This window comes from Amycolatopsis sp. NPDC049688 (assembly GCF_040674975.1).
Lineage (GTDB): Bacteria > Actinomycetota > Actinomycetes > Mycobacteriales > Pseudonocardiaceae > Amycolatopsis.
Genome location: NZ_JBFANY010000003.1, coordinates 175,926 through 201,527 on the forward strand (window position 1 = coordinate 175,926; position 25,602 = coordinate 201,527).

General features: G+C 71.5%; 25 protein-coding genes. 16 read left to right on the plus strand and 9 right to left on the minus strand.

What is annotated here, in order from left to right; translation table 11 throughout:
* Positions 1-219 precede the first annotated feature (219 nt).
* Positions 220-591 carry a spore-associated protein A gene (locus tag AB0J55_RS11980; RefSeq protein ID WP_364246437.1) on the plus strand — a complete coding sequence of 124 codons (372 nt, stop codon included), beginning with the start codon at positions 220-222 and terminating at the stop codon, positions 589-591.
* Positions 592-654: 63 nt separating this feature from the next.
* Here AB0J55_RS11980 and AB0J55_RS11985 read toward each other — a convergent pair whose 3' ends face one another.
* A complete protein-coding gene (locus tag AB0J55_RS11985) occupies positions 655-1,641 on the minus strand; it encodes a MerR family transcriptional regulator (RefSeq protein ID WP_364246439.1) in 987 nt (328 codons plus the stop codon).
* Positions 1,642-1,988: 347 nt separating this feature from the next.
* Entirely contained in the window at positions 1,989-2,606 is a 618-nt protein-coding gene (locus tag AB0J55_RS11990) for a hypothetical protein (RefSeq protein ID WP_364246441.1), read from the minus strand.
* An 85-nt stretch (positions 2,607-2,691) separates the two neighbouring features.
* On the opposite strand from AB0J55_RS11990, the gene AB0J55_RS11995 reads away from it, so the two are divergent.
* From AB0J55_RS11995 to AB0J55_RS12030, 8 genes are all read left to right on the plus strand, one after another.
* Positions 2,692-4,617, plus strand: coding sequence for a thiamine pyrophosphate-binding protein (locus tag AB0J55_RS11995; RefSeq protein ID WP_364246444.1), 1,926 nt, complete (start codon positions 2,692-2,694; stop codon positions 4,615-4,617).
* A 10-nt stretch (positions 4,618-4,627) separates the two neighbouring features.
* Complete coding sequence (locus AB0J55_RS12000) at positions 4,628-5,332, plus strand: flavodoxin family protein (protein WP_364246446.1); 705 nt, start codon at positions 4,628-4,630, stop codon at positions 5,330-5,332.
* 3 nt (positions 5,333-5,335) lie between these two features.
* On the plus strand, positions 5,336-6,526 hold the full coding sequence (locus AB0J55_RS12005) for a cation:proton antiporter (protein ID WP_364246449.1): 1,191 nt from the start codon (positions 5,336-5,338) through the stop codon (positions 6,524-6,526).
* A gap of 41 nt (positions 6,527-6,567) precedes the next feature.
* On the plus strand, positions 6,568-7,203 hold the full coding sequence (locus AB0J55_RS12010) for a sigma-70 family RNA polymerase sigma factor (RefSeq protein ID WP_364246452.1): 636 nt from the start codon (positions 6,568-6,570) through the stop codon (positions 7,201-7,203).
* Positions 7,200-7,430, plus strand: coding sequence for a zf-HC2 domain-containing protein (locus AB0J55_RS12015; protein WP_364246455.1), 231 nt, complete (start codon positions 7,200-7,202; stop codon positions 7,428-7,430). Before AB0J55_RS12010 ends, AB0J55_RS12015 begins: the two co-directional genes overlap by 4 nt.
* A 199-nt stretch (positions 7,431-7,629) precedes the next feature.
* Positions 7,630-9,186: an alpha/beta fold hydrolase gene (locus tag AB0J55_RS12020; protein WP_364246458.1), complete on the plus strand. Its 1,557-nt coding sequence runs from the start codon at positions 7,630-7,632 to the stop codon at positions 9,184-9,186.
* A 117-nt stretch (positions 9,187-9,303) separates the two neighbouring features.
* Entirely contained in the window at positions 9,304-10,461 is a 1,158-nt protein-coding gene (locus tag AB0J55_RS12025) for a histidine kinase (protein ID WP_364246460.1), read from the plus strand.
* Positions 10,458-11,132 carry a response regulator transcription factor gene (locus AB0J55_RS12030; protein ID WP_364246462.1) on the plus strand — a complete coding sequence of 225 codons (675 nt, stop codon included), beginning with the start codon at positions 10,458-10,460 and terminating at the stop codon, positions 11,130-11,132. The genes AB0J55_RS12025 and AB0J55_RS12030 overlap by 4 nt, the downstream gene beginning before the upstream one ends.
* Here the strand turns inward: AB0J55_RS12030 and AB0J55_RS12035 are convergent.
* The 3 genes from AB0J55_RS12035 to AB0J55_RS12045 all read right to left on the minus strand — a co-directional run bounded on the left by AB0J55_RS12035 (position 11,116) and on the right by AB0J55_RS12045 (position 13,574).
* The gene (locus AB0J55_RS12035; protein WP_364246464.1) at positions 11,116-11,937 is read right to left on the minus strand and encodes a type II CAAX endopeptidase family protein; all 822 of its coding nucleotides are present in this window, start codon (positions 11,935-11,937) and stop codon (positions 11,116-11,118) included. The two genes, AB0J55_RS12030 and AB0J55_RS12035, sit on opposite strands and share 17 nt — an antisense overlap.
* 127 nt (positions 11,938-12,064) lie before the next feature.
* Complete coding sequence (locus AB0J55_RS12040) at positions 12,065-12,877, minus strand: SAM-dependent methyltransferase (protein ID WP_364246467.1); 813 nt, start codon at positions 12,875-12,877, stop codon at positions 12,065-12,067.
* A 106-nt stretch (positions 12,878-12,983) separates the two neighbouring features.
* Positions 12,984-13,574: a TetR/AcrR family transcriptional regulator gene (locus AB0J55_RS12045; RefSeq protein WP_364246470.1), complete on the minus strand. Its 591-nt coding sequence runs from the start codon at positions 13,572-13,574 to the stop codon at positions 12,984-12,986.
* 63 nt (positions 13,575-13,637) lie between these two features.
* On the opposite strand from AB0J55_RS12045, the gene AB0J55_RS12050 reads away from it, so the two are divergent.
* The 3 genes from AB0J55_RS12050 to AB0J55_RS12060 all read left to right on the plus strand — a co-directional run bounded on the left by AB0J55_RS12050 (position 13,638) and on the right by AB0J55_RS12060 (position 17,764).
* On the plus strand, positions 13,638-14,678 hold the full coding sequence (locus AB0J55_RS12050; RefSeq protein ID WP_364246473.1) for an amidohydrolase family protein: 1,041 nt from the start codon (positions 13,638-13,640) through the stop codon (positions 14,676-14,678).
* Between the two features lie 185 nt (positions 14,679-14,863).
* The gene (locus AB0J55_RS12055; RefSeq protein ID WP_364246476.1) at positions 14,864-16,819 is read left to right on the plus strand and encodes an NPCBM/NEW2 domain-containing protein; all 1,956 of its coding nucleotides are present in this window, start codon (positions 14,864-14,866) and stop codon (positions 16,817-16,819) included.
* 201 nt (positions 16,820-17,020) lie between these two features.
* On the plus strand, positions 17,021-17,764 hold the full coding sequence (locus AB0J55_RS12060) for an SDR family oxidoreductase (protein WP_364246478.1): 744 nt from the start codon (positions 17,021-17,023) through the stop codon (positions 17,762-17,764).
* Between the two features lie 8 nt (positions 17,765-17,772).
* Here AB0J55_RS12060 and AB0J55_RS12065 read toward each other — a convergent pair whose 3' ends face one another.
* Entirely contained in the window at positions 17,773-18,699 is a 927-nt protein-coding gene (locus AB0J55_RS12065) for an AraC family transcriptional regulator (protein ID WP_364246481.1), read from the minus strand.
* Positions 18,700-18,755: 56 nt separating this feature from the next.
* Positions 18,756-19,712 carry a GlxA family transcriptional regulator gene (locus AB0J55_RS12070; RefSeq protein WP_364246484.1) on the minus strand — a complete coding sequence of 319 codons (957 nt, stop codon included), beginning with the start codon at positions 19,710-19,712 and terminating at the stop codon, positions 18,756-18,758.
* An 89-nt stretch (positions 19,713-19,801) separates the two neighbouring features.
* Between AB0J55_RS12070 and AB0J55_RS12075 the strand changes: the two genes are divergently transcribed.
* Positions 19,802-20,431, plus strand: coding sequence for an HD domain-containing protein (locus AB0J55_RS12075; protein WP_364246487.1), 630 nt, complete (start codon positions 19,802-19,804; stop codon positions 20,429-20,431).
* A gap of 19 nt (positions 20,432-20,450) precedes the next feature.
* Positions 20,451-21,377 (plus strand): NADP-dependent oxidoreductase, encoded by a 927-nt coding sequence (locus tag AB0J55_RS12080; RefSeq protein ID WP_364246490.1) that lies wholly within the window; start codon positions 20,451-20,453, stop codon positions 21,375-21,377.
* A 68-nt stretch (positions 21,378-21,445) separates the two neighbouring features.
* Here the strand turns inward: AB0J55_RS12080 and AB0J55_RS12085 are convergent, their stop codons facing one another.
* Entirely contained in the window at positions 21,446-22,072 is a 627-nt protein-coding gene (locus AB0J55_RS12085; protein ID WP_364246493.1) for a hypothetical protein, read from the minus strand.
* 313 nt (positions 22,073-22,385) lie between these two features.
* Here AB0J55_RS12085 and AB0J55_RS12090 point away from each other — a divergent pair, with 313 nt between their 5' ends.
* Positions 22,386-23,177, plus strand: coding sequence for an IclR family transcriptional regulator (locus AB0J55_RS12090; protein WP_364246496.1), 792 nt, complete (start codon positions 22,386-22,388; stop codon positions 23,175-23,177).
* A 19-nt stretch (positions 23,178-23,196) separates the two neighbouring features.
* On the opposite strand, the gene AB0J55_RS12095 is transcribed toward AB0J55_RS12090, so the two are convergent.
* A complete protein-coding gene (locus tag AB0J55_RS12095; protein WP_364246498.1) occupies positions 23,197-24,558 on the minus strand; it encodes an MFS transporter in 1,362 nt (453 codons plus the stop codon).
* A gap of 150 nt (positions 24,559-24,708) precedes the next feature.
* On the opposite strand from AB0J55_RS12095, the gene AB0J55_RS12100 reads away from it, so the two are divergent.
* Positions 24,709-25,599, plus strand: a complete 891-nt coding sequence (locus AB0J55_RS12100; RefSeq protein ID WP_364246501.1) for a DUF6282 family protein — start codon at positions 24,709-24,711, stop codon at positions 25,597-25,599.
* Positions 25,600-25,602 lie beyond the last annotated feature (3 nt).

Genomic DNA, 25,602 nt, shown 5'->3' on the forward strand with positions numbered 1-25,602 from the left:
CGACCGGGCCGGACAGCGAGCGCTCTTGTCCGGACGTTGTCGTCCGGACGGTCGGGGCCCGGCACCGGACAACCCGTTTTCACTACACCGATGTCTCGTGACCGTCTCGCCGACGGCACGCACCATCGCCAACGAAAACGGAACGGAAAAGGTGATCGAATGTCTCACAGGACGGTGACGCGCCCCTCTGGTGTTCGCCGGTGGGCTGCACTGTTCGTCTTGCTCGGGTCGGTCGTGCTCGGGCTCTTCGCCGGTACCGGCAGCGCGTCCGCGGCCGGCTACAACGGCGTTTGCGGCAGCGGCTACTCGGTGATCGACCACCACGACATCGCCGGCGGCACGGTGTTCCTCACCTACAGCTCGTCGACGGGGAACAACTGCGTGGTGACGGTCCGGAACACACCGGGGACGGCCATCTACATGGACGCTTTCATCCGGTTGAGCGGTTCCCTCGTCTGGAACGACGACCCTGGTTACTGGACCACGTACGCCGGACCGCGGTACGTGCACGCACCGGGCCGGTGCATCGACTGGGGCGGCTCCATCGGCAGCGTCACGTGGATCGAGTACAACTCGCACTGCCGGAGCTGACTCCGGCACGGGTCCGGTCCGGGAGGAGGGAGCCCGGACCGGACCACCGGCCCCCGCAATGCTTCAGGCGGTGTCCCCACGCAGGGCGGCGGCCAGCCATTCCTGGACCGCCGCTGTCCAGTCCTGATCCGGTGTGGGGGCCCCGTTGATCGTGGCCACCAGCGTGCCATATCTGCGGAGCAGGTTCGGCCCGGTCAGCTTGGCTCGCGTCTGCGCCGCCCGGTGCCGGTCGAAGGCCATCATGCTGCGTCGGGCCTGTTCGAGGTCGCGCTTGCCGGTCATGGCGGCGGAGAACTCGGCGGTGTCGGCGGCCATGCGCTCGGCGATGTCCCGGGCCTGCGGGGAGTCCGCGGGCACTCCGGCCTCGTACGCCGCCCGAGCCTCCTGCAGTAGCGTGAAACGCCGTTCGGCGCGGGCCGTCATCTCCGGCGTGGTCATCAGCTTGCCCTGCTCGGTGCCGAAGGTGCGGTGGAGGTTGTCCCGCAACGCCGTGCGGAACTGCTCGTCCTGCACCAGCTCGGCCAGCTCGATCCAGGCCTCGAGCTGCTCGGTGGTGGGCTCTTCGGGCAGGTCGGGCCGCCGGTTGTGCAGGGCCTGGACGTAGCTGGGATGCACGTCCAGTCCGTCGGTGACGAAGTTCCAGAACTCGGTGATGAGCCGGTCACGGTCGTCGTCGGACATCGACACGAGCTTGTGCATCAGGCTCACCTGTTCTGTTGTGGTGTGCTGCCGCACGATGGTGCGCAACACAGCTCGGCGGGCGCGGAACTGCCGCAGCTGGTCCTCGACCAGCCGCAGATGCGTGACGGCCAGGTCGGTCAGGGAGGTCTCGGCGGCCAGCACCCGGCGGATGTCGCCCAGGCCGGCGCCCAGGTCACGGAGGGTGCGCACGAGTTCCAGCCGGGCTATGGCGTGCACGTCGTACTGCCGGAAGCCACCCTCGGTGTGGCCGGTGGGGGTCACGACGCCCTCGTCGGCGTAGAACCTGATCGCGCTCACGCTCAGGCCGGTACGGCGGGCGACGTCGCCTATGGAGTAGAGCTCGTTCACACCGGCCACTATGGGATCTCAAGAGGGTCGAGAGTCAAGGAGCGCCTGACCCGGAGGAGCGGCATTGTCCGGAGCGTCCCTTCGACGGTGCACAGCAGCGCGGCCGCCGTCGCAGGTGGTGGCCGCGTCGTCGAACCCGCTTCCACCGCGCTCGCGGGTCGTCGAAGCCCAGGTCAGGTCGTCCGGGTCCAGGGTCGCACCGACTTTGCCTTGGCGGCCTCTTGCCCGGCGTTCGTCGGCGCGAAGTTCACCGTCGCCACCGCCTGGGCCCTCCTCGCGCCACGCCGGCCACAACCGCTGACACCGGCCCCGAAAGCTCCGAACATCCGGGTGGCCGACCGGTCGTGTCACCGTCCGTGCTCCAGACGCCGGCCCGTGGCGAAGAACTCCACCACAGCGGCCACGCCGGTCAGCTCGCGCATCGGACGGGCGGCGCCGAACGGGGCGTTCCAGAAGTCGCCGCTCTTCGGCTCGAACGGACCGACGTAGGCGTAGGGCTCCCCGAGGTAGCCATCGCCCGGGGAAACGCCGTAGTTGACCTGGTCGAGAGTGATCGCGACGTCGAAGTGCTCCGGCCACAGCACCGGCGTGGCGTCCGGCGCGAACTCGCGCAGTGCGCGGTCCCCGACGGCGAACGCCCGCAGCAGCGCCTTCAGCACGCCGGCCTCGAAGGTGATCGTCTCGTCCGGCCGGACACCCGGCCCGCCGGAATAGACGCCTGCGGGTTCGCCCACCTCGAGTCCGGCCTCGGCGGCCACGTCGGCGTAAGTGCGCCCGGCGAGCGGCAGCCGGGCGGACGTCGTAAGGAGTTCGTCACCTTCGACGCGCAGCTCGGGCTCGGCGGCCGTCGCGAAACCGCCGTCGACCACGGACAGGTCGATGCGCCCGGTCGCGCGGTGCTGCGGGCCGGCGAGCAGCAGCTCGGCCACCCCGTGCAGGGACCGTCTGGTGGGTTCCCAGTCCATCCGAAACTCCTCGTGTAACGCCCGGGAGGGTTCCGGGCACTGAGCTTGCCGTCACCGCAGTGTCCCGGAACCCTGGAGGCGTTACATGGCGGACTGGCATCGGGTGGACCCCGCCGACGTGCCCGCGGACGGCCGCGTCCGCAGCGTCACCGTGGACGGCCGCAGCGTCGCGCTGTCGAGGTGCGGCGCGCGGCTCGGCGCGTTGGAAAACCGCTGCCCGCACCAGGGCGGGCCGCTCGGCGAAGGCTCGATCGAGAAGGGCTGGCTGCGCTGTCCCTGGCACGGCTACGACTACGACCCGCTGTCCGGGCAGCCGCCCGAAGGGTTCGGGGACGCCGTCACCACCTACCCGGTCGAGGAGCGCGAGAACGGCGTGTTCATCGAGCTCCCCGAGCCGGCCGCCGCGGTGCGGACGGTCGCCGACGTGCTGGTCGAGACGCTCGTCGCCTGGGGTGTGCGGCACGTGTTCGGCATGGTCGGGCATTCGAACCTCGGGTTCGCCGAGGCCCTGCGCCGGGCCGAGGCCCGCGGCGAGCTGACCTACGTCGGGATCCGGCACGAGGGCGCGGCGGCGTTCGCGGCGAGCGCGTACGGCAAGCTCACCGGCCGGCCCGCGGCGTGCTTCGCGATCGCCGGACCGGGCTCGACCAACCTGCTCACCGGCCTCTACGACGCCAAGCTCGACGGGGCGCCGGTGCTCGCGATCTCCGGGCAGGTGCCGTCGAAGGTGCTCGGCCGGGGTGCGTTCCAGGACGTCGACCTCTCTGCGGTGTTCCGGGACGTCGCGGTGTCCACCACGACCATCCACAGTGGAAGTGACCACGCGGAGCTGGCCGCGCTGGCGGTCAAGCACGCCGTCGACCGGCGGGGCGTGGCGCACCTGGTGCTGCCCGACGAGGTCCAGGTGCTGCCGAGCGACGCGGCACCGTCCACACCGGACGGCCGCCGCGCGGGCCGGGCCGGGCGCCCGGACGCCGCCGCCGTGACCGCGGCCGCGGCACTCGTGCGGGACGCCCGCCGTCCGGTGTTCATCGTCGGACACGGTGCCCGCGGCGCCGCCGCCGAGGTCACCGCATTGGCCGAACGCCTCGGCGCCCCGGTCCTGACCACGTTCAAGGCCAAGGGCCTGGTGCCCGACACCCACCCGCTCGGGGCGGGCGTGCTGGGCCGCAGCGGGACGCCGGTGGCCAGCTGGCTGATGAACGAGGCCGACCTGCTGATCGCCGTCGGCGCGTCCTTCAGCAACCACACCGGGATCGCGGCCTACCAGCCGATCCTGCAGATCGACGACGACCCGGGCGCGGTCGGCCGGTTCGACGCGGTCACGACCTCGCTGCTGGGCGACGCCCGGCTCGCCCTCGGCGCCCTGTCCGCAGAGCTGACGGAGACGAAGGCCGAGGACCAGCGACCCGACGTGGCCGCCCGCTGGGCGATCTGGCGCGCCGAGAAGGCCCGCCGCGTCGCCGACGACCGCGGCCGCGGTGTCTCGGCCGCCGCGGTGTTCGACGCCTTGTCCCGGCACCTGCCGGAGGACGCCGTGGTGACCGTGGACGTTGGCAACCACGCCTACTCGCTCGGCCGCTACCTGGAGTCGAAGGGCCAGCCGGTGCTGATGTCGGGTTACCTCGGCTCGATCGGCTTCGGCTACCCGGCGGCGCTGGGCGCGTGGGCGGCGGCGCCGGAGCGGCCGATCGTGGCGGTCACCGGTGACGGCGGGTTCGGCCAATACGCGACCGAGCTGACCACAGCCGTCAAGTACGGCATCCCGGTCAAGCACGTGCTGCTCAACAACAACGCGCTCGGGAAGATCAGCAAGGAACAACTGGCCGGCGACTACCCGGTCTGGCAGACGTCCCTGGTCAACCCCGACTGGGCCGCCTACGCCGAACTCTGCGGCGCGAAGGGCATCAGCGTCACCGCACGCGACCAGCTCGACGAAGCCATGGCGGCGCTCTTCGCCGCCGAAGGTCCCACCCTCCTCTGCGTCGAACAGGACGCGGAACTCCTCTGAAAGGCAAGCGATGCCGAACTACGACGACCTGCGCGCCCTGTTCATCAACGGCACCCTCAAGCGCTCCCCCGACCCCAGCAACACCGACGGCCTGATCGATGTCAGCCGCGGCATCATGGAAAAGAACGGCGTCCAGGTCGAGGTCCTGCGCGCCATCGACCACGACATCGCCACCGGCGTCTGGCCCGACATGACCCAACACGGCTGGGCCACCGACGCCTGGCCCGCCATCTACGAGAAGGTGATGGCCGCCGACATCCTCGTGCTCGCCGGACCGATCTGGCTCGGCGACAACAGCTCGGTCACGAAACAGGTCATCGAGCGCCTCTACGCCTGCTCCCACCTGCTCAACGACGCCGGCCAATACGCCTACTACGGCCGAGTCGGCGGCTGCCTCATCACCGGCAACGAAGACGGCGTCAAGCACTGCGCCATGAACGTCCTCTACAGCCTCCAGCACCTCGGCTACACCATCCCGCCCCAGGCCGACGCCGGCTGGATCGGCGAGGCCGGCCCCGGACCGTCCTACCTGGACCCCGGCTCCGGCGGCCCGGACAACGACTTCACCAACCGCAACACCACGTTCATGACCTGGAACCTGCTGCACCTCGCACGCATGCTCAAGAACGCCGGCGGCATCCCCGCCTACGGCAACCAGCGCAGCGAATGGGACGCCGGCTGCCGCTTCGACTTCACCAACCCCGAATACCGCTGAGCCATGCCTGACGCCGGCTTCGTCAACCTCTTCGCGGTCGCGGCCATCGCCCTCGCCGCGCCGCTGCTGCTCGGGCTCGCGCCGAAGCTGCGCATCCCCGCCGTGGTGCTGGAGATCGTGGCCGGGATCGCGTTCGGGCCGTCCGGGCTCGGCTGGATCACCCCGGACCTGCCGGTGCAGATCGTCGCCCTGCTCGGCCTCGCTTTCCTGCTCTTCCTGGCCGGGCTGGAGATCGACGTCCACCGGCTGCGCGGGCCGGCGCTGCGGGTGGCCCTGGTGGGTTACGTGCTGACGCTGGCACTGGGGCTCGCCGCCGGGGCGGGGTTCGCCGCCGCGGGCTGGGTGCACAGCCCCCTGCTGGTGGCGGTCGCGTTGTCGGCGACGTCGCTGGGCCTGGTCGTGCCGGTGCTCAAGGACGCCGGCCAGGCCGAAGGAGGCTTGGGGCAGGCGGTCATCGCGGCTTCGTCGGTGGCCGACTTCGCCGCCGTCCTGCTGGTCTCGCTGCTGTTCTCGGCCTCCGGCGGCAGCACGGGCGCGCGGCTGGTGTTGCTCGTCGCGTTCGCCGGGCTGGTCGTGGTGACCGCAGTCGTGGTCGGGCTGGCCGGCCGGTCGCGCCGGCTCGGGGCGACGCTGGTGCGGCTGCAGGACACCACGGCCGAGATCCGGGTCCGCGCGGCCGTGGTGCTGCTGGTCGCGTTCGTGGCACTGGCGGAAACTTTCGGGCTGGAGAGCATTCTCGGCGCGTTCCTCGCGGGTGCGGTCGTCGGCCTGCTCGACCGCGACTCGGCGTCGCACCCGCGGTTCCGGGTCAAGCTGGACGCGATCGGGTACGGCTTCCTGATCCCGGTCTTCTTCGTCACCAGCGGCCTGCGGCTCGACCTGTCCGGACTGCTCGCCGACGCGGCCGCGCTCGCCCGCGTCCCGCTGTTCCTGGCCGCGCTGCTGCTCGCCCGCGGAGTCCCGGCGTTGCTGTTCGCGCGGCAGTTCGGTGCCCGGCGGGCGATCGCGGCCGGCCTGCTGCAGGCGACGTCGTTGCCGTTCCTGGTGACGGCAACGCAGATCGGTGTCCTCACCGGCCTGATGACGCCGGTGACCGCGGCCGCGCTCGTGTGCGCCGGGCTGCTGTCGGTGCTGCTCTTCCCGGCCGGGGCCCTGTCGCTGCTGCGGTCGCGGGACCGGGTGACCGTAAGGTGACCGTCACCCTTTTCCCCGGCTGCCGCGGCTACGCTCGTCCGGTGACGAAGCTGCCGCCGGACGAAGAGCTGGTCGCCGCCCTGCGGGCCGGCGACGGCGCGGCGTTCGCCGAGGTGCTCGACGCCTGGTCGGCGTCGATGCTGCGGCTGGCCCGATCCTTCGTCTCGACGCACGCCACCGCCGAAGAAGTCGTGCAGGACACCTGGCTCGCGGTCCTGAAAGGACTGACGGCGTTCGAGGGGCGCGCGGCGTTCAAGACCTGGGTGTACCGGATCCTGGTCAACACCGCCAAGAAGCGCGGGACGCAGGAGAAGCGCAGCGTCCCGTGGACCAGCCTGCTGCCCGGCGACGAGGACCACGGCCCGACCGTGGACCCCGGCCGGTTCCAGGGCCCCGGCGGCGCCTACCCTGGACACTGGCGGGAAGCACCCGAACCGTGGGCCTCGCCGGAGAACACCGCACTGGCACTGGAAGTCCGCGAGGTGATCACCGGAGTGCTCGACGAGCTGCCCGCCCGCCAGCGCGCGGTGATCAGCCTGCGCGATGTCGCCGACCACACGGCCGAGGAGGTCTGCGAGATGCTGCAGATCTCCGCGGCCAACCAGCGGGTGCTGCTGCACCGCGCCCGCGCGGTCGTCCGCGAACGCCTGGCCGGCTACCTGGGAGCGGCGGGATGAACTGCGACGAGTTCGTCGAGCTGGTCACCGCCTTCCTCGACGGCGCCCTCGACCCCGCGACGGAAGAACGCTTCGTCGAGCACCTGGCCCTCTGCGAAGGCTGCGAACGCTACCTCGACCAGTTCCGCACCACCATCACCCAGCTCGGCGAGCTGCCGCCGGAGACGCTGTCCCCGCAGGTGCGCAGGGAGCTGCTGGAAGCTTTCCGCACCTGGCATCCCCACTGACTCCGCCCGTGCAAGTCCATATTGGACAAAGGACGACCGCCCCTGCCCGCACGAGTGGTTGTCCCTCGGGCGAGCTACCGCAGCTGCTTACTCCGGGGTGACTTCTCCCCCGTCCCGTTCCCGCTACCTTCGGCGCCGTCGATACGGCCGGCGGACCGGAAACGCCCGCCGGCGCCGGACAATCGGAGGGCAAGCAGAAATGATCACGACACGCAGGTCCGGGCGCCCGGGCCACCGGTTCGCCGCGGCTCTGGCGGTCACCACGCTGACCGTTCTCGGGCTGGCCGCCTGCGACAGTGCAGACGTCGAGGGCGCCCCAGCGGCCGCCGCCCTCGACTGGGGACCGTGCCCGGCCGCGGCGCCGGGCACACCGCGGGATCCCCGGCTCACCTGCGCGAAAGTGAAGGTCCCGCTCGACTACGGCCACACCGGCGGAACGTCGATCGAAGTCGCCGTCTCCCGGCTGGCCGGCACCGACCCCGCGAAGCGCCACGGCGTCCTGGTGCTGAACCCCGGCGGCCCGGCGCTGGCCGGCCTCGACACGCCCAGTGCGATGGCGCCGTCGCTGCCGAAGTCCGTCCTGGACGGCTACGACCTGATCGGGTTCGACCCCCGCGGCGTCGGCACCAGCACCCCGCAGAGCTGCGGCCTCCAAAACCCCAGCGTGGCCGCGCTCTTCCCCTATCCCGCCGCCGGCGGCTCGATCGACGCGAACGTCCAAGCCGCCCGCGCCACCGCCCAGCAGTGCGCCGCCAAGGCCGGGGAGAACCTGCGGTACTTCACCACCGCCAACACCGCCCGCGACCTCGACCGCATCCGCGAAGCGCTCGGCGAAGCGAAGATCTCCTACTGGGGCCAGTCCTACGGTACCTACCTCGGCACTGTCTACAGCTCGCTGTACCCCGAGCGGACCGATCGCATGGTCCTCGAAGGCAACGTCGACCCCGCGCACGTCTGGGCCGGGGAAGCCGAGCGCTGGGGCAAGGGCATGGCCGAACGCTTCCCCGACGCGGCCGCCGTCGCCGCCGGGCAGAACGCCACCCTCGGGCTCGGCGCCACGCCGGACGCGGTCACCCGTACCTACCTCGCGCTCGCCGACCGGCTCGACCACCAGCCGGCGCCGGTCCCCGGCTCCCCGCAGGCATTGAGCGGGGCGCTGCTGCGCGGCGTCACCTACGCGCTGCTTCTCCACAACACCACGCTGCCGGTGCTCGCGCAGGTGTGGAAGGCCGCGGCCGACCTGGCCGACGGTCACGTCACCGAAGCCGACGGCAAGGTGCTGCAGCAGGTGTTCGCCGATACGCCGGCCGCCCCGGGCGTTCCCGCGGACAACCAGGCGACCATGTTCCTGGCCCTCACCTGCGGTGACGCGGAGTGGTCCCGCAACACCGACGACTACGCCCGCCGCAGCGCCGCCGACCGCAAGGCCTGGCCCCTGACCGCCGGCATGCCGGCGAACATCTGGCCGTGCGCCTTCTGGCCGCAGCCGATCGAAAAGCCGGTCGCCGTGACCGATCAGGGCGCGCGCAACACGCTGATCCTGCAGAACCGCCGCGATCACGCCACCCCGTGGGACGCCGGCCTCGGCCTGCGCCACGTCCTGGGCAACCGCGCCGCCTTCGTCGGCGTCGACAACGGCGGCCACTACGTCTTCCACGAAGGCTCGGCGTGCGCCGACAACGCGACCATCGGTTTCCTGGAATCCGGCCGGCTGCCGGAGAAGGACATCGACTGCACCGATGTCACAAAGCACTGATCGGAACCGGCCCGGCTGACCGGATCGGTGCGGGCGGCCTTCCCCCTCGGGAGGCCGCCCGCGTTCTTGTTCCCGCCGCGGCGCCCGGGGCGAGCCGGTCTCGCTAGGCTCCCCGCCATGCCGAAGCTGCGACGTCTCCGGAGCCGATGGGCGGACGTGACCCCGCAGGCCCGGGACGCGGCACTCGCGGCGGCCGTCACGGTCGCCGCGTTCGTGCCGGGCCTCGACATGATCGGCGCCCAGTTCGGCGACCTGCCGAGGCACGACGGCGGTTTCCTCGCGGTGGCGCTGGTGCTCGGGCAGACGCTCCCGCTCGCGGCGCGCAGCCGGTGGCCCGCGGCGACCCTGCTGATCATCGCGACCTGCTTCGCGGCACACGAAGTACTCGCGTACGCCCCCACGATCGCCAGTCTCGCGCTGTACTTCGCGCTCTATTCGGCCGGAGCGCGCGAGGAACAGTTCCGCCGGGCGCTGCCCGCGGTGGTGTCGGCGGAGTATGCGGCCTTCGCAGTACTGGCCACGTTGCGCGGATCCCCGTCGGGCCCGCTGGTTTTCCTCGTCTACTACGGGGTTCTGGTCCTGTTCTGGCTGCTGGGTGCGCTGGTGCGGCAACGACGGCGCCAAGAGGCCGAGCGGCGGCGGCTCACCGCGTTGGCCGCGGCGGCGGACGAGCGGGCGCGGCTGGCGCGCGAGCTGCACGACGTCGTCACCCACCACGTGACGGCCATGGTGGTCCAGGCCGACGCCGCCCAGTACCTCCCTCCCGGCAGCGTTCCCGAGGTGCTCGCCGCCATCACCGGCTCGGGCCGCGACGCCCTCACCGAACTGCGGTTCCTGCTCGGCGTCCTCGAAGCGACCGGCGCGCGCACACCGGGGCTGAGCGCGCTGCGCGGCCTGGTCGAGCAGCCGGGCCGGACCGTGGAACTGGTCGAAGAAGGCGAACGCCCGGCGTTGCCGCCCGAGACCGAGCTCACCGCGTACCGGGTCGTGCAGGAAGCGCTGACCAACGCGGCCAAGTACGCCGCCGGCCACCCCGCGACGGTGCACGTCGGCTACCGCGCGGACCTCGTCGAAATCGAGGTGAGCACCCAGGGGACGGCGACCGCGCCCGGCGCACTCGGCTCCGGCGGACGCGGGCTGACCGGGCTGCGCGACCGGGTCGGCGCGCTCGGTGGCCGGTTCACCGCCGGACCGTCGGCGGACGGGTTCCGCGTCCGCGCCGAATTCCCCACCGCAGGAATCCCCGCCGCAGCTCGACCGAGGAGCGACCGATGACCGACGGCCCGATCCGGGTGCTGATCTGCGAAGACCAGCAACTCATCCGCGCGGGGTACGTGGCCGTGCTCGGCGCCCAGCCGGACATGGAAGTGGTGGGCCAGGCCGCGAACGGCCGCGACGCACTCACCGAAATCGCCCGGCTGCGCCCGGACGTCGTCGTGATGGACATCCAGATGCCGTTGCTGGACGGGATCGAGGTGACCCGCCGCGTCGCCGGCGTCGGCGCGCCGACGCCGGCGAAGGTCCTCATCGTCACGACGTTCAACGTCGATCAGTACGTCTACGACGCGCTGCGAGCCGGGGCGAGCGGGTTCCTGCTCAAGGACGCGCCGCTGGACGAGCTCGCCGCGGGCGTGCGCACGGTCGCGCGCGGCGAGTCGCTGCTCTCCCCCGCCGTGACCCGGACGCTGATCGGCCGCTACGCCGACCGCATCCAGCCGGTCGCTCCCGCCGGTGGTCCCCTGGACCGGCTCGCACCCCGGGAGCTGGAGGTGCTGAAACTGATCGCCGGCGGCCTGTCCAACGCCGAGATCGCGGCCGAGCTGGTGCTGGGCGTGGAGACGGTGAAGACCTACGTCTCGCGGATCCTCACCAAGCTCGACCTGCGGGACCGGGCCCAAGCCGTGGTGCTGGCCTACCGGACCGGACTCGTCAGCGCCGCGGGATGAGCTTCGCGCGGCGGAGCAGCAGCGCCGTCACCACACCGCAGCACAGCAACGCGAACAGCCCGGCTTCCGGGCCGAACGAGCCACCGGTGAGCGCCTCCGGTCCGGAAAGGACGGTGCGCAGCAGGCCCGGCTCGCTCGCGGCGCCGGAAACCGCGGTGCCGAACACCCCGCCCTGCAGGAAGTTCCAGGCGAAGTGCAGGCCGATCGGCAGCCACAGCGACCGCGTGGCGGTGTAGGCGACCGCGAGCATGGCGCCGCCCTCGACCGCGATGGCGAGCGTGCCCCACAGGGTGGCGTTGCCGTTGATGAGGTGCGTCAGGCCGAACAGCAGTGACGAGACCACGATCGCGACGACGCTGCCCGCGCGCTGTTCGAGGATGCGGTGGAGCACCCCGCGGAACAACAGTTCCTCGGTCACCGCCACCGAAGCCATCGAGCCGGCGACGCCCAGGCAGGCCCAGAACGAGCCGCCGGAGACGTCGGCGTCGGTGAAGACGAACAGGAGGAGCATGGTCGCGAGGAAGGCGGCGGCGCCGATGAGCGCCCCGCGCCCAAGGCCGCTCCACCGCCCGGCGATGGCCAGTTCCGCGACCTCGTCGCGGTTTTCGGCCCACCGGGTCACCCGCCGGTAGGCGAAGACCGCTCCGGCCGCGGCCCCGATCCCGGCCGGCAGGCGCAGGACCGGCACCCCCGCCACCAGCGCGTCGAGTCCGCGGGCCGCGACCAGCAGCACGGCAGTGGCGACGAGCAGGACAGGGACCCGCATCCGCAGTAAGCGCGACTTTCCCTCGGTGGGGCTGGTCATGGCAGTTCCTCTCGCCGCACGTTCCGAAGTGCGCCGAGACTACGAGCGCGACGCGGGGTGCCGCGTCACTCCGTGACAGACACTCGCGGTAGCTCTCGAGAGGGACAAGCGGTCACGACCGGTCCTCTCAGGCGAGGACGCCTACGCCGGCGTACAGGCCATCGTCCTGCGGATCGACCGCTGGGCTCAGCCGGTCCGGGCGCCAGTTCGCGCTCGTGGTCAGTCCCGGGTCGACCAGGGTGAATCCGTCGAACAGGGCCAGGACTTCGGCGCGGGTGCGGGGGTGGATGTGGTCCTGGGTGGAACGCATGGTTTCGGCGACCCGCGGGTCGGCGAGCACGGCGAAGTCGTTGGTCAGATGCGTCAGGGCCAGGTAGCTGCCAGGGGCGAGCGCGTCGCGGTAGGTGGCGAACACGGCGGGGACGTCCGCAGCCGGGGGCAGGTAGTGCCCGAGGGCCACCGCGAGCAGCCCGACCGGCCTCGACAGGTCCAGCAGCGACCGGACCGGCTCGGAGCCCAGCACGTGCTCGGGCCGGATGACGTCGGCGTGCACCACGCCGGCGTGCGGATTGTCGGCCAGCAGCAGCCGGCTGTGGGTGACCGCGACCAGTTCGTAGTCGACGTAGACGACCCTGGCCTCCGGATCGAGGTCCTGGGCGACTTCGTGGACGTTGCCGACGGTCGGGATGCCGGAGCCGAGATCGAGGAACTGGCGGACGCCGGCCTCGAGCATGAACCGCACCGCACGGCGCAGGAACGCGCGGTTGCGTTGAGCGACCTGCACGACTTGCGGCTGGATGGCGCACAACCGCTCGGCCACCGCGCGGTCGGCCGCCAGGTTGTGCGCGCCCCCGAGCAGGTAGTCGTAGATCCGCGCGACCGAGGGCGTGGCCCGGTCCACCTCGGCCGGGAGCCAGTCCGCGTCATCCGTCTCCGTCACCGTCGTCCCTCCTTCGCCGATGAATGCAATCCCACGGCGATGCGATGCGCAAGCCGGGACAGCCGCGACCGTACCCGCCGGCAACAACGGCAAGCGCCGGGTGGGCTCATCGACCGGCGGCCGGGGACGTCACCAGCGGCAGCAGGACCTCGTCGACGATCGCGGTCACCTCTGCCGCGGTGACCGTCCCCGCCTCCACGTGTTCGACGAGGACCAGACGTGGTCCCACCGCGGCGATCCGGGCGGTGACCGCGGCGGGGCGTGCCTCGCCGCGCTCGGCCGCCTCGGCCAGCACGCCGAGGATCAGCTCCTGGCGGGGACGCAGCACCAGGGCGCGGATCCGGGCGAACAGCTGCGGGTGGCGCGCCCGCTGCGTGATCAGCGGGCGCAGGGCCCGGCCGTGCGGTTCGTCGAGCACCCGGGCCAGCCCGCCGAGCAGAGCCAGCAGGTCGCCGCGCAGGGTTCCGGTTTCCGGTGGCCGGGGCTCCCCGAAGCCCGCGTCCGGGTCGGTGAGCGCGGCCAGCACCAGGTCCTCGGGCGTCACCCACCGCCGGTAGAGCGCCGCCTTGCCGGTCCGCGCGCGGGCCGCGACCTTCTCGAAGGTCAGTTCCTCGAACGAGGTTTCGGCCAGTTCGGCCAGCGTCGCCTCGAGGATCGCGCGGACCAGCGCGTCGCCCCGGCGCCGGGTCTCGGCCATCGGGTGCTCCTCTCGTGTACGGTCTTTAGTGAACGATACCGTTCCTTATCGGAGGGTGGGGCGATGACGGCCATCACGAACGTCCGGGTCTTCGACGGCACGGGGCTCACCGAACCGCGGACCGTCTTCGTCGACGGCGACCGCCTGTCCGGCGAAGCCACCGGCGGCCCCGTATTCGACGGAACCGGGCAGGTCCTGCTCCCCGGCCTCGTCGACGCTCACGTCCACCTGCACGGCCGGGAGAACCTCGAACAGTTCGCCCGGCACGGCGTCACCACGGCCCTGGACATGGCGACCACGTCCGCCGCCTTGCTGGCCGGCCTGCGGGATCAGCGGGGGCTCACCGACATCCGCAGCGCCGGCGTGCCCGCGATCGGACCGGGCGGGATGCACGCCCGCATGCCCGGCATGCCCGCCGAAGCGGTCGTCACCGATCCCGCGCGGGCGGCGGGCTTCGTCGCGGCCCGCATCGCGGCGGGCTCGGACTACCTCAAGATCGTGCTCGAAGCACCCGGTGGCGGCGGCCCCGAACTGCCGGTGGCCCGCGCCCTCACCGAAGCCGCGCACGCAGCCGGGTTACTGGTCGTCGCGCACGCCGCGACCGCCGGGGCGTACACCATGGCGCTGGACGCGGGCGTGGACGTCGTCACGCACGCGCCGCTCGGGCCGCCGATCGCGGACGCGGACCTCGCGCGGGCGAAGGTCGTCGTGCCGACGCTGACGATGATGCAGGGTATTTCGACGGCGACCGGCCGGCCGCAGCTCTACGCCGGCGCGGCGACGTCGGTGACCCGGCTCCACCGCGCGGGGGTGGCCGTCCTGGCCGGCACCGACGCGAACGCCGCGCCAGGAATCCCTTTTCCCGTCGCGCACGGCGCGAGCCTGCACGACGAGCTCGAGCTGCTCGTCGCTGCCGGACTGTCCACAGTGGAAGCACTGCGCGCCGCGACCGTGTTGCCGGCGAAGCACTTCGGGCTGACCGACCGCGGCGCGATCCGGCCGGGGCTGCGCGCGGACCTGGTCCTGCTCGACGGTGACCCGGTTGCCGACATCCGCGCCACCCGCGCGATCAGCCGCGTCTGGTGCGCCGGCGTCGAGCACTGATCCGCCGCCCGAGCCCGGAGGCTGCTCCAGCCGCGCCCTCTGCACCTAGCGGCGGCGACGCCGCATCCCGGCGACCATTTCCCTACTAACGGACGTAGACATCTGTCGCCTCAGCGTGTTGATTGTTGCGTGAGTCTGTGCAAAGTTGCGCGCTCCTGGAGGTACTCGTGCGTCGTCTTGTTGGAATGGCCGTCGCGATAGCCACCTGCAGCTCGGTGGTCACGGTCGCCGCAGCCGTCCCCGCCGCAGCCGCGGAGCCGGCCTACTTCGCTGCCCAGCGCGTCGGCGAACGCCCGCCGATGGGCTGGAACAGCTGGAACCGGTTCGGCTGCGACATCAACGAGGACCTCATCCGCGGTGCCGCCGACGCACTGGTGTCGTCCGGCATGAAGGACGCGGGCTACCAGTACGTCAACATCGACGACTGCTGGGCGGAACAGAACCGCACGGCCGAGGGCAAACTCGAACCCAGCCACGAACGCTTCCCGCACGGCATCAAGAATCTCGCCGACTACGTCCACGGGCTCGGCCTGAAGCTCGGCATCTACACCAGCGCCGGCACACTGACCTGCCAGAAGACCATGCCCGGCGCGCTCGACCACGAGGAGGCGGACGCCCAGTCCTTCGCCGATTGGGGCGTCGACTACCTCAAGTACGACAACTGCAACAACCAGGGCCGGCCCGCGATCGAGCGCTACACGAAAATGGGCGACGCGATCAAGAAGACCGGCCGCCCGATGATCTACGCCCTCTGCGAATGGGGCCAGAACCAGCCGTGGACGTGGGGGCGGGACGCCGGTGCGCAGCTGTGGCGCACCACCGGCGACATCACCGACAACTGGGACAGCATGACCGGCATCCTCGACCGGCAGGTCGGCCTGGAAAAGTTCGCGGGCCCCGGCGGCTGGAACGACCCGGACATGCTCGAAGTCGGCAACGGCGGCATGACCGACACCGAGTACCGGTCGCACTTCGCGCTGTGGGCGCTGCTGAACGCGCCGCTGCTGGCCGGGAACGACCTGCCCGCGATGTCGCCCGCCACCAAGGCGATCCTCGAGAACAAGGACGTCATCGCGCTGGACCAGGACTGGGCCGGCACACAGGGCCACAAGCTCCGCGACGACGGCGACACCGAGGTCTGGGCGAAACCGATGTCCGATGGATCGGCCGCGGTAGTGCTCTTCAACCGTGGGCCGGCCACCACGACCATCAGCACCACGGCGGCGGAACTCGGTCTCGAGGGGCACACCTTCCGCGTCCGCGACCTCTGGACCGGCACGGAAACCGAAACCGCGGGCCCCCTCCGCGACACCGTCGCGTCCCACGACTCGTCCGTCTTCCGGGTCTGGCCGTCGACGCACCCGTCGGCCGCGCCGATGACGACGCTGGCCCTGCCGGCGCCGGACTACGTGCCCGCCGACCGCCCGCTGACCACCACCCTCCAGGTCACCAACGACGGCAGCACGCCGATCACCCAGCTCCGGGCCACCGTCGCGACGCCCGTCGGCTGGCAGCTCGACGGCCCCGGCACGTTCACGGTGCCGGCCGTATCCCCGGGCAAGTCGTGGCAGCAGCCGATCACGTTCAAGCCGGTGGCGCCGGGTGGCGAGCGCGTCAGGCTGGCGGCCAAAGCCGACTACTCCACCACGTGGGGCAAGCGCGCCTTGGGCTGGGAAAGCACGTCACCGCTCGTCTTCCGCCCGTCGTCCGGCACGACGGCGTTGTCCAAGGCCCCGTGGATGTCGTCCGACAACGGCTGGGGCCCGGCCGAACGCGGCACGAGCAACGGCGAGAGCCAGCCTGGTGACGGCCACCGCATGATGATCGCCGGGGTCGGCTACGACGACGGCATCGGTGCCCACGCCCCCTCGAGCGTGAAGGTCTACGTCGGCGCATCCTGCACCTCCGTCGGCGCTCTGGCCGGGATGGACGACGAGAACTCCGGCGGCAGCGTGGCATTCCGCATCCTCGGCGACGGCAAGGAACTCGCCGCGACGGGCGTCATGCACCCCGGAGACAAGGCACAGCCGCTGTCCGCGCAGCTGACCGGCGTCCAGGTGCTGGAACTGTCGGTGACCGACGCCGGCGACGGCAACACCAACGACCACGCCGACTGGGCGAACGCCACGATCACCTGCTGAGGCCGGCAGCCGCCACCCGAAGCCGACCGCCGCTGCGGCAGGGATTCGTGGCGCTTCGGATGGTCACCCCATGCTCTACCCGTTGATTGCTCTGCGCCCGGGCGCAAACGCTGTGCGCCGCAGCGAAAGACCGCGCGTGTCCCGGGCGCCAGTCTTGGGGCGAACAGGGTAGGTATGGATTTCACAAGGAGTGAGTGGTTCGTGAGCGAGAAGGTTCTGTCGGGCAAGGTGGCGCTGGTGACCGGGGGCAGCCGAGGGATCGGCGCGGCGACGGCCCGGCGGCTGGCCACGCTGGGCGCGGACGTGGTCATCACCTATGTCACCCAAGAGGAGAAGGCGAAGACGGTAATCGAGGAACTGCGGTCGCGGGGCGTGCGCGCCGAGGCCATCCAGGCCGACCAGGCCGACCGCGCCCAGGTGACGGCCATGGTGGACGCGGTCGCCCGGCAGTTCGGCCGGATCGACATCCTGGTCAACAGCGCCGGTGTCTTCCGGGCCGGGGAGATCACCGACGCGGTCCGCGACGAGCAGCTCGCGATCAATCTGACCGGTGTCGCCGACACGACCCACCGGGCCGTGCGGCACATGCGCGAGGGCGGCCGCATCGTCAACCTGTCGTCCGCCGTCGCCAGCAAGACCTTCACGGCCGGCATGTCCGACTACGCGGCGACCAAGGCCGCGGTCACGGCATACACCCGTGGCTGGGCCCAGGATTTCGCCGCGCGCGGGATCAACGTGAACGTGATCGAGTGCGGCATCATCGACACCGACATGGCCATGCCGAAGGATTCCGAAGGCGGCCGGTTCATGCTTCAGGCGGTCATCCCGATGCACCGGTACGCCGAGGCCGACGAGGTCGCCGGCGCGGTGGCGTTCCTGGCCGGGCCGGACGCCGCGTACATCACCGGCAGCATCCTCCGTGTCGACGGCGGTGCCCTCGCCTGAGCCCTGGTTCAGGACTCACCGCGGGTCTCGCGGGGCGTGACGCCGAACTCGCGGCGGTAGGCGGTGGTGAACGACGCGTGGCTGGCGAACCCGGACGCGTGGGCGATGTGCGCGATCGACCGGTGGTCCCAGGTCGAGCTGGCCAGCCGGGTGCGGGCCAGCCGCAGCCGCTCGGAGCGGATCAGGTCGCGGGAGGTGGTGCCGGCGGCCTGGAGCACGTCCTGCAGATATCGCGCCGACCAGCCCAGCGACCGGGCGATGCCGGTGATGGAGAGGCCGGGGTCGGCAGCGTGACGGCGGACGTACTGCCGCACCTGCGCCTCGACCTCTCTTCGCCGGTCGGCCGGCGCCGAGTCGACGGCGCCTTCGGCGACCAGGCAGAGCAGGTCGAGCAATTGGTCGCAGGCGATGTCGAAGCTCGTCTCGGAAAGGTGTTCCCGCTCCTGCTGGAGGGTGAGCACCGTCTGCCGGATCAGCCGGCCGAGTCCCGCGGTGCCGTCGAAGACCCGGGAATCCCGGACCGCGGCCGGAATGCGGCGGTGGATCGCCTCCTCCGGGACGATCAGCCCGACCGACTGGAACTCCTCGCCGTGGGTGAAGGTCAACGGGCGGTCCACATCGCACAGTGCGAGAGCGCCCGGCCGGATCTCGCCCGCGGCCGCGGCCTGCTCCACCTGGGCGCTCCCGGCGGTCGGTACCAGGAGCTCGAACGTGCCACGCGGGTCGGCCCGGATGTGCCGCCGGTCCCGCACGAACTCCTCGCGGACGTTGCCGCAGAGCGCGATGCCGTACGACCGTGACCGCTGCCACTCCAGCCGGCCCGCCCACGGGCCGGCATCCGTCAGGGTGACGCGGCTCGCCCCGTGCAGATCGATGAACGCTTCCCGCCAGACATCGGGCGTCGGGAACAGACCACGCTCGTTCCAGCGATACATGCTCGTACAGTAGCCGGGCGGGGGCCGTCGCCCGCCTGACCGTCGCCGCCTGATGGTCAACGGCGGGCGGTACCGAACCGGCGCTGGTAGGCGGCCGGGCTGATCGAGAGCTTCCTGGCGAAGACGCGGCGCATGCTTTCGTAACTGGGGAAGCCGGCGAGGGTTGCGGCCTGCGTGGCGTTGTGTCCTTGGTCGAGCAGGGCCCTGGCCAGGTCGAACCGGATGTTTTCGACGTAGCGGGCCGGGGTGGTGGCCAGCTCGTCGTGGAAGAGGCGGGTGAGGTGCCGGGTGCTCACGTTGAGGTGCTTCGCGAGCTCACCGAGCGAGTGGTCGCCGTCGGGGTTCGCTGTCACCCGGTCGGTGATCGTCCGCACGGCCGGCGAGCGGGGCGGCGCTCCCCGCAGCGGCGCCGAGAACTGCGACTGGCCACCGGCGCGCTGCATGTAGACCACCAGGGCGCGAGCGACGTCGCGCGCCAGGGCGGGTCCGTGGTCCTCTTCGACGAGGGCGAGCGCCAGGTCGATGCCGGCCGTCACCCCGGCCGAGGTGTACGTGCGGCCGTCGCGGACGTAGATCGCGTCCGGCTCGACGCGGCAGGCCGGGCAGCGGGTGGCGAGCTCGTGCGCGACCTGCCAGTGCGTGGTCGCGCGCTTGCCGTCGAGCAGGCCCGCGGCGGCGAGGACGAACGCCCCCGTGCAGATCGACGCGACCCGGCCTGCCGTCGACGCCGGGATCCGCGCGGCCTCCGCCAGGGCGGCGGGGACCCGGGCGCGCGGGTAGCTGTCCGCCCCGACCACCAGGAACGTGCCGGCAGCCGGCTCCGCGGTGACCGCGCCGTCGACCGCGATCCGGACCCCGAGGCTCGAGGTGACGTCCGCACCGTCGGGTGACAGCAACACCATCCGGTAGCCGGCGCCGAACCGGTTGGCCTCTTTGAAGACCTCCGCGGGACCCGCGAAGTCCAGCAACGTCACCCCGTCATAGAGGAGGAACGCGACGCGATGATCGGACACCGGTCAATGCTGGCACACCGTCCGGATCCGAGGGGTTCCCGGCCGGATGAAGGCGGCGGCGCCCAGCACCCGGCGCGCAGCATGGAGACATGCCAGAAATCATCGCGGGGCTGGAGATCCCCGATACGGCGGCGGTCGCCGAGGCGACCGAGCACATCCGGGAAACGACCAGCCCGCTCCTCTACCACCACTCCCGGCGGGTTTTCCTCTTCGGCCTGCTGCACGCGGACCGGCTGGGCGTCGAACCGGACCCGGAACTGCTGTACCTGGCGGCCATGTTCCACGACGCCGGCCTCCTCACGCCGTTTTCCGGCGTCGAGCAGCGGTTCGAGATCGACGGCGCCGACCACGCGCGCAAGTTCCTGCTCGACCGCGGTTTCCCGGCCGCCGCGGCCGAAACCGTCTGGACCGCGATCGCGCTGCACACGACACCGGGCATCCCCGGCCGGATGGCCCCGGAAATCGCGGTGACCTACTCCGGCGTCCTGACCGACGTCCTCGGCCACGGCCTCGACGGTGACCGGGTGGCCGGCATCGTGGCCGCCCATCCCCGCGGCGATTTCAAGAACGAGTTCCTGCGCACCAGCGTCGAGGGGCTGCGCCACCGCCCTGACACCACGAACGGCACCGTCAACTCCGACTACCTCGAACACTTCGTCCCGGGCTTCCGGCGCACGACGACCGTCGAGCGCATCACGGGCTCGCCCTGGCCGAGCTGACCCCCGAAAGGAATCGAGCATGCGAGCGATCACCGTCCACGACCGGGAGGCGGGCGTCGCCGGCCTCACCCTCACCGATCTGCCGCATCCCCACGCCGCCGAAAACGACGTCGTCGTGCGGGTGCACGCCGCGGGGTTCACCCCGGGCGAACTGGACTGGCCCGCAACCTGGACCGACCGCGCGGGCCGCGACCGGACTCCCAGCGTCCCCGGGCACGAGCTGTCCGGCACCGTGGCCGCGCTCGGCTACGGCACCACCGGGCTCACCGTGGGCCAGCGGGTCTTCGGGCTGACCGACTGGGCCCGCAACGGAACGCTGGCCGAATACACCGCCGTCGAGGCCCGCAACCTCGCCCCGCTCCCGGCGGACATCGACCACACCGTGGCCGCCGCGCTGCCCATCTCCGGGCTGACCGCCTGGCAAGCCCTGTTCGACCACGGGAGGCTCACGACCGGCCAGACCGTCCTGGTCCACGGCGCCGCGGGAGGCGTCGGCTCGCTCGCGGTCCAGCTCGCCCACGAGGCGGGTGCCCGCGTGCTCGCCACCGGCCGGGGCGAGCACCGCGACCTCGTCCTCGGCCTCGGCGCCCACGAGTTCTTCGCCCTCGACAGCGGCGACTGGGCGCACGCCGCCGAAGTGGACGTGGTGCTCGACGTCTTCGGCGGCGAAGTCCTCGAGCGGTCGGCGGCTGTGGTCCGCCCGGGCGGCACCCTCGTCACCGTCGCCGCGCCCCCGGCCGTGCGGCCGAAGGAGGGGCAGGCCATCTTCTTCGTCGTCGAGCCCGACCGCGACCGGCTGGCCGACCTCGCGCAGCGCGTACGGGACGGGCGGTTGCGCCCTCTCGTCGGCGCGGTGGCACCGCTCGCCGAGGCGGCCGCTGCGTTCACTGATCGCCGGGGCGCGCCCGGTAAGACCATCATCCGCGTCGCCGAGACCCCCCAATGAGGTTCCACGGCGCTCGGTCTCGCCCTGCCCGATCCGGTGGAGCTCGCGACGGCTGCGCTTCCGATCCCTTACAAGCCGCCGACCTTGACGGGGAACTGCTGGATCGAGGCGATGGTGGTGTCCGGGTCGTCCGGGAGGACCAGGTCGACCGGGTTCTGCAGCCGGTAGAGGTCGCCCCGCGGGGGGAACTGGGTGAGCTGCCCGATGAGGGTGGCCGGCTCCTTGGTGGTCAGGACGAGGGGTTCGGCGCGGTCGGGCTGGTCGATGGTCATGGTGAAGCTGAGCACCATGATCTGCTCGTAGCGAGGCGGATATTTCTGGGTGAGCCGCAGCAGGCTCTTCGCGTCGACGTCGACGTCGTCCTGCTCGATCGTGATCGTGCCGCCGCCCTGACGGGCCTGCCGGTCGCCGCCGGGGAGCTCGGCGGTGAACCGCATTCCCGTGAGGCGCAGGCGCCGGGCGTTGGCCGGGTCGTCGAGGTCGGGCTCCACCTTCACCCGCAGGCCACCGCGGAAGTCCACCGAGACGAATGCGCCCCGGAGCTGGAGCGGAGTGTTGACCGCCAGCCCGCTCATCGGTATTTCCGCACCGACCGGCGGCAGCGGATCCGGCGGTTGCGCACGCGCGGCGGGTGCGGTGATCGCCAGCGCGGTCACCACGGCCAGCACGGCCATCGGGAATCGACGTCGAGCCATGGGCTTTCCTTTCAGCGAACAACGACCGACCCGGTTCACCACCGTGCCGAGATCAACTTTTGTGGCGCCGGCTGCTCCCGTAAAGCGCGTTCCCCGCATCGGGGGCCCTCGGCCGGCTTCGGCCCGCAGGCGGGACCGGGGCCGGCTTCGCCCGCACGGGTGAGGACCGGCGACGATCGGACCCCTGCCCGGATCCGGAGGATCCGCATGGTGCGTGCCACCCGGGCCAGTCGGCCACCGGCGTCCGGTCCGGTAGCCTGAGGGGCGCGTTCACGAAGTGAACAGCCGTACCAGACTTCCGGCGGAGGCTCCCGTGACCAAACCGACGCGGTCCGCGGACGCCCGCGCGGACCAGGCCGACATCCAGGCGGTGAGCCGGGTCAGCCAGATCCTTTCCCTGTTCGACCCGGCCACCCCCGAGGTGACGGCCGCGGAGGTCGCCGAGCGGCTCGGGCTCAACCGCACCACCGCCTACCGGTACTGCACGTCGCTGGTCGCGGCCGGGCTGCTGGAACGCAGCGCCGACGGCGGCTACCTGCCCGGTGCGCTGCTGCTGCAGCTCGGCGCGTTCGCCATCGGGCACCGCCGCGTGGTCAACCTGGCGCCGCGGCACATGCAGGCGCTCTCACGCGCCACGCAGACCAGCGTCGTGCTGAGCCTGTGGGGGCTCACCGGCCCGGTGGTCTCGCGGGTGGAGGAGAACCCGTCGACGATCGTCATCGTGTCCGTGCGCGTCGGCAGCCACCTGCCGCTGGACACCGCGCAGAGCAAGGTGTTCCTCGCCTACCACGCCGACCAGCTGTCGATGGAACGGCTGATCGGCACCCTCTCCGGCACCGCGCGCGACGAGCTGCGCGCGGACGTCGACCGGGTGCGCGAAGCCGGCTACTGCACCGCGATGAGCACGCCGGGCATCGTCGCGGTGGCGGCGCCGGTGTTCGACGAATACGGCATCTGCGCGACGATCGCGATCGTCGGCCCGGACAACACCCTGTCGATGGGCGACGACACGCCCGAGCTGCGGGTGGTGGTCGACACCGCCCGGGAACTGACCCAGGAGCTGGGCGGCCACTACCGGCCGGACGACGTCCGGCGGGCGGTGTAGGACAGCCACCCCTGTCCATTCAGGACAGTGCGGGGATGGTGCTGTCGTCGGCCATGTCGACGTCCTTGGTCTCCGGGCCGAGGAACCCGCCGAGGCTGATCAGCAGCCCGGCGAGGACGATCAGGACGGCCGGGGCCAGGTGCGCCGGCATGACGCCGTCGAACCGCTGCAGGTAGAACTGGTAGAACGCGGGCGCGATCAGGGCGAGGCTGTAGCCGACGCCGTAGCCGGTCGAGCGGATGCTCGCCGGGAACCGCTCGGTCAGGTACGCCGCGATCGGGCCGAACGTGCCGACGGTGAACACGCCGATCAGCACGCCGAAGCCGAGCGCCGCGCCGAACCCGCCGTTCGAGGTCATCAGGAGCGTGTAGGAGCTCGCGCCGATCAGGACCATCGAGAACCCGTAGCCGATGTAGAACCGCCGCCGCCCGATGCGCTGGGACAGCACGCCGAACACCGGGTAGGACAGCGCGGCGGCCGCGTTGATGACGAGCATGGTCAGCGTGACCTCCTTGCTCGAGAGGTCGAGGTGCGCCTTCAGCTGGGCGGGGGTGACGGCGGCCTCCATGTTGGTCGCCAGCCACGTGCCGGTCATCAGCACGAACACCTGGCCCAGCGCCCGCGGGTACTTCCTGACCAGCCGGGCGAACGGCAGCTTGTGCTTCTCGCCGGTCAGTTCGGCCGGCGGCTCGTGGACCTGCTTGAGGTAGTAGCGGAACAGCACCGCGGCCAGCAGCGCGCCGACGAAGAACGGGATCCGCCAGCCCCACTGGACGTACGCGCTGTGCAGCCCGGCGGCGGGCAGCAACTGCAGCATCAGCAGGGTGATCGCGGCGATGACCGCGTACGCGGCAGGCGAGGTCGCCGTGATGAGCGAGGCGTAGAGCCCGCGTTTGTGCTTCGGGCTCCACTCCATCGCCAGCGGCACGGCGGTCGTGTATTCGCCGCCGAGAAAGATCCCGTCGACGAACCGCAGCGCGATGAGGGTGCCGACCGACCACATGCCGATCGTCTCGTGCCCGGGCAGGCACGCGGTGAGCAGCGTGATGGTGCCGAACCCGCCGACCGCGACCAGCGTGGTCCGCTTGCGCCCGACGGTGTCGGCGAAGTGCCCGAAGATGATCGCGCCGAGCGGCCGGCCGATCAGCGTCGAGGCGAAGACCAGGGAGGCCAGCACCGCGGTCGTGCTCGCGCCGAGGTTCGCCGCCTGGAAGTACGCCGTGGCCGGCGCCAGCACGACGATCGGCAGGTAGATGTCGAACTGGTCGACGAAGTAGGCGAGCGTCCCGCCGCGGACCGCGGCCCGCACCTTCGTCATGTCCGGGCCGTGCGGGGTGCCGGGTCGGGCGGACGCCTCCGCGGCGCTGGGCGGTGTGGACATCGGCGTCCTCCGTTGCTCCGAACTGAGTGTTCACCAAGTGAACAGCAGACACTCTAAATATGCGCCTGTCGATGCACAAGAGCGGTCACAGGGTTGACAGGCGGTCTTATAGTGAACTTTGACTTCATTATGCGAACGGAAAGGCCGCTCATGAGCCCGCGCTCCGCCATCGCCACCGTCTTGGACGGCCTGGTCGACATGCACGTCCACTCCGGCCCCAGCCCGTTCCCCCGGCGCTTCGACCACGTCGAGGCGGCGCAGGACGGCGCGCGGATCGGGATGCGCGCCATGGTCGCGAAGTCGCACCACCACAACACCCAGATGGACATCCTCGCGATGAAGGGCCGCCTCGCCGACGTCGAAGCCCAGGTCTTCGGCGGGATCGCGCTGAACAGCACGGTCGGCGGCCTCAACGTGCACGCCGTGCGGATGACCCTGCGGATGGGCGGCAAGGTCGTCTGGTTCCCGACCATCTCCTCCGGACGGCACCTCGACTGCCACCCCGAGGACGGCGCCTTCCCGACCACGACCGTCCCGCTGACGCTGGAGCGCATCGACATCGTCGACGACGCGGGCGCGCTCAAGCCCGAGGCCATCGAGATCCTCGACGAGATCAAGGAGCAGCAGGCCGTGCTCAACGGCGGCCACATGTACCCCGAGTACATCAGGACGCTGTTCCAGGAGGCCCGCGAACGAGGGATGAAGCGGATGGTCGTCAGCCACCCCGACTTCGTCATCGGCGCCGACCCGGCGCTGTGCCGCGAACTGATCGAGCTCGGCGCCTTCGTCGAGCACGAGGTCGGCATGTACGACCCCGAGGGCACCCAGAAGTGGGACCCGAAGAACCTGCTGACCTGGATCGAGACGCTCGGCCCGGAGCACACGGTGCTGGCGTCGGACTTCGGCCAGCAGGCCAACCCGAAGCCGGTCGACGCGTGGTTGCGCGTCGGCGAAGCGCTGCTCGACCTCGGCCTGCCCGAGAAGGACCTGCGGCGGATGGTCCGCGACAACCCCACGTACCTGCTGAACCTCGACGCCTGAAAG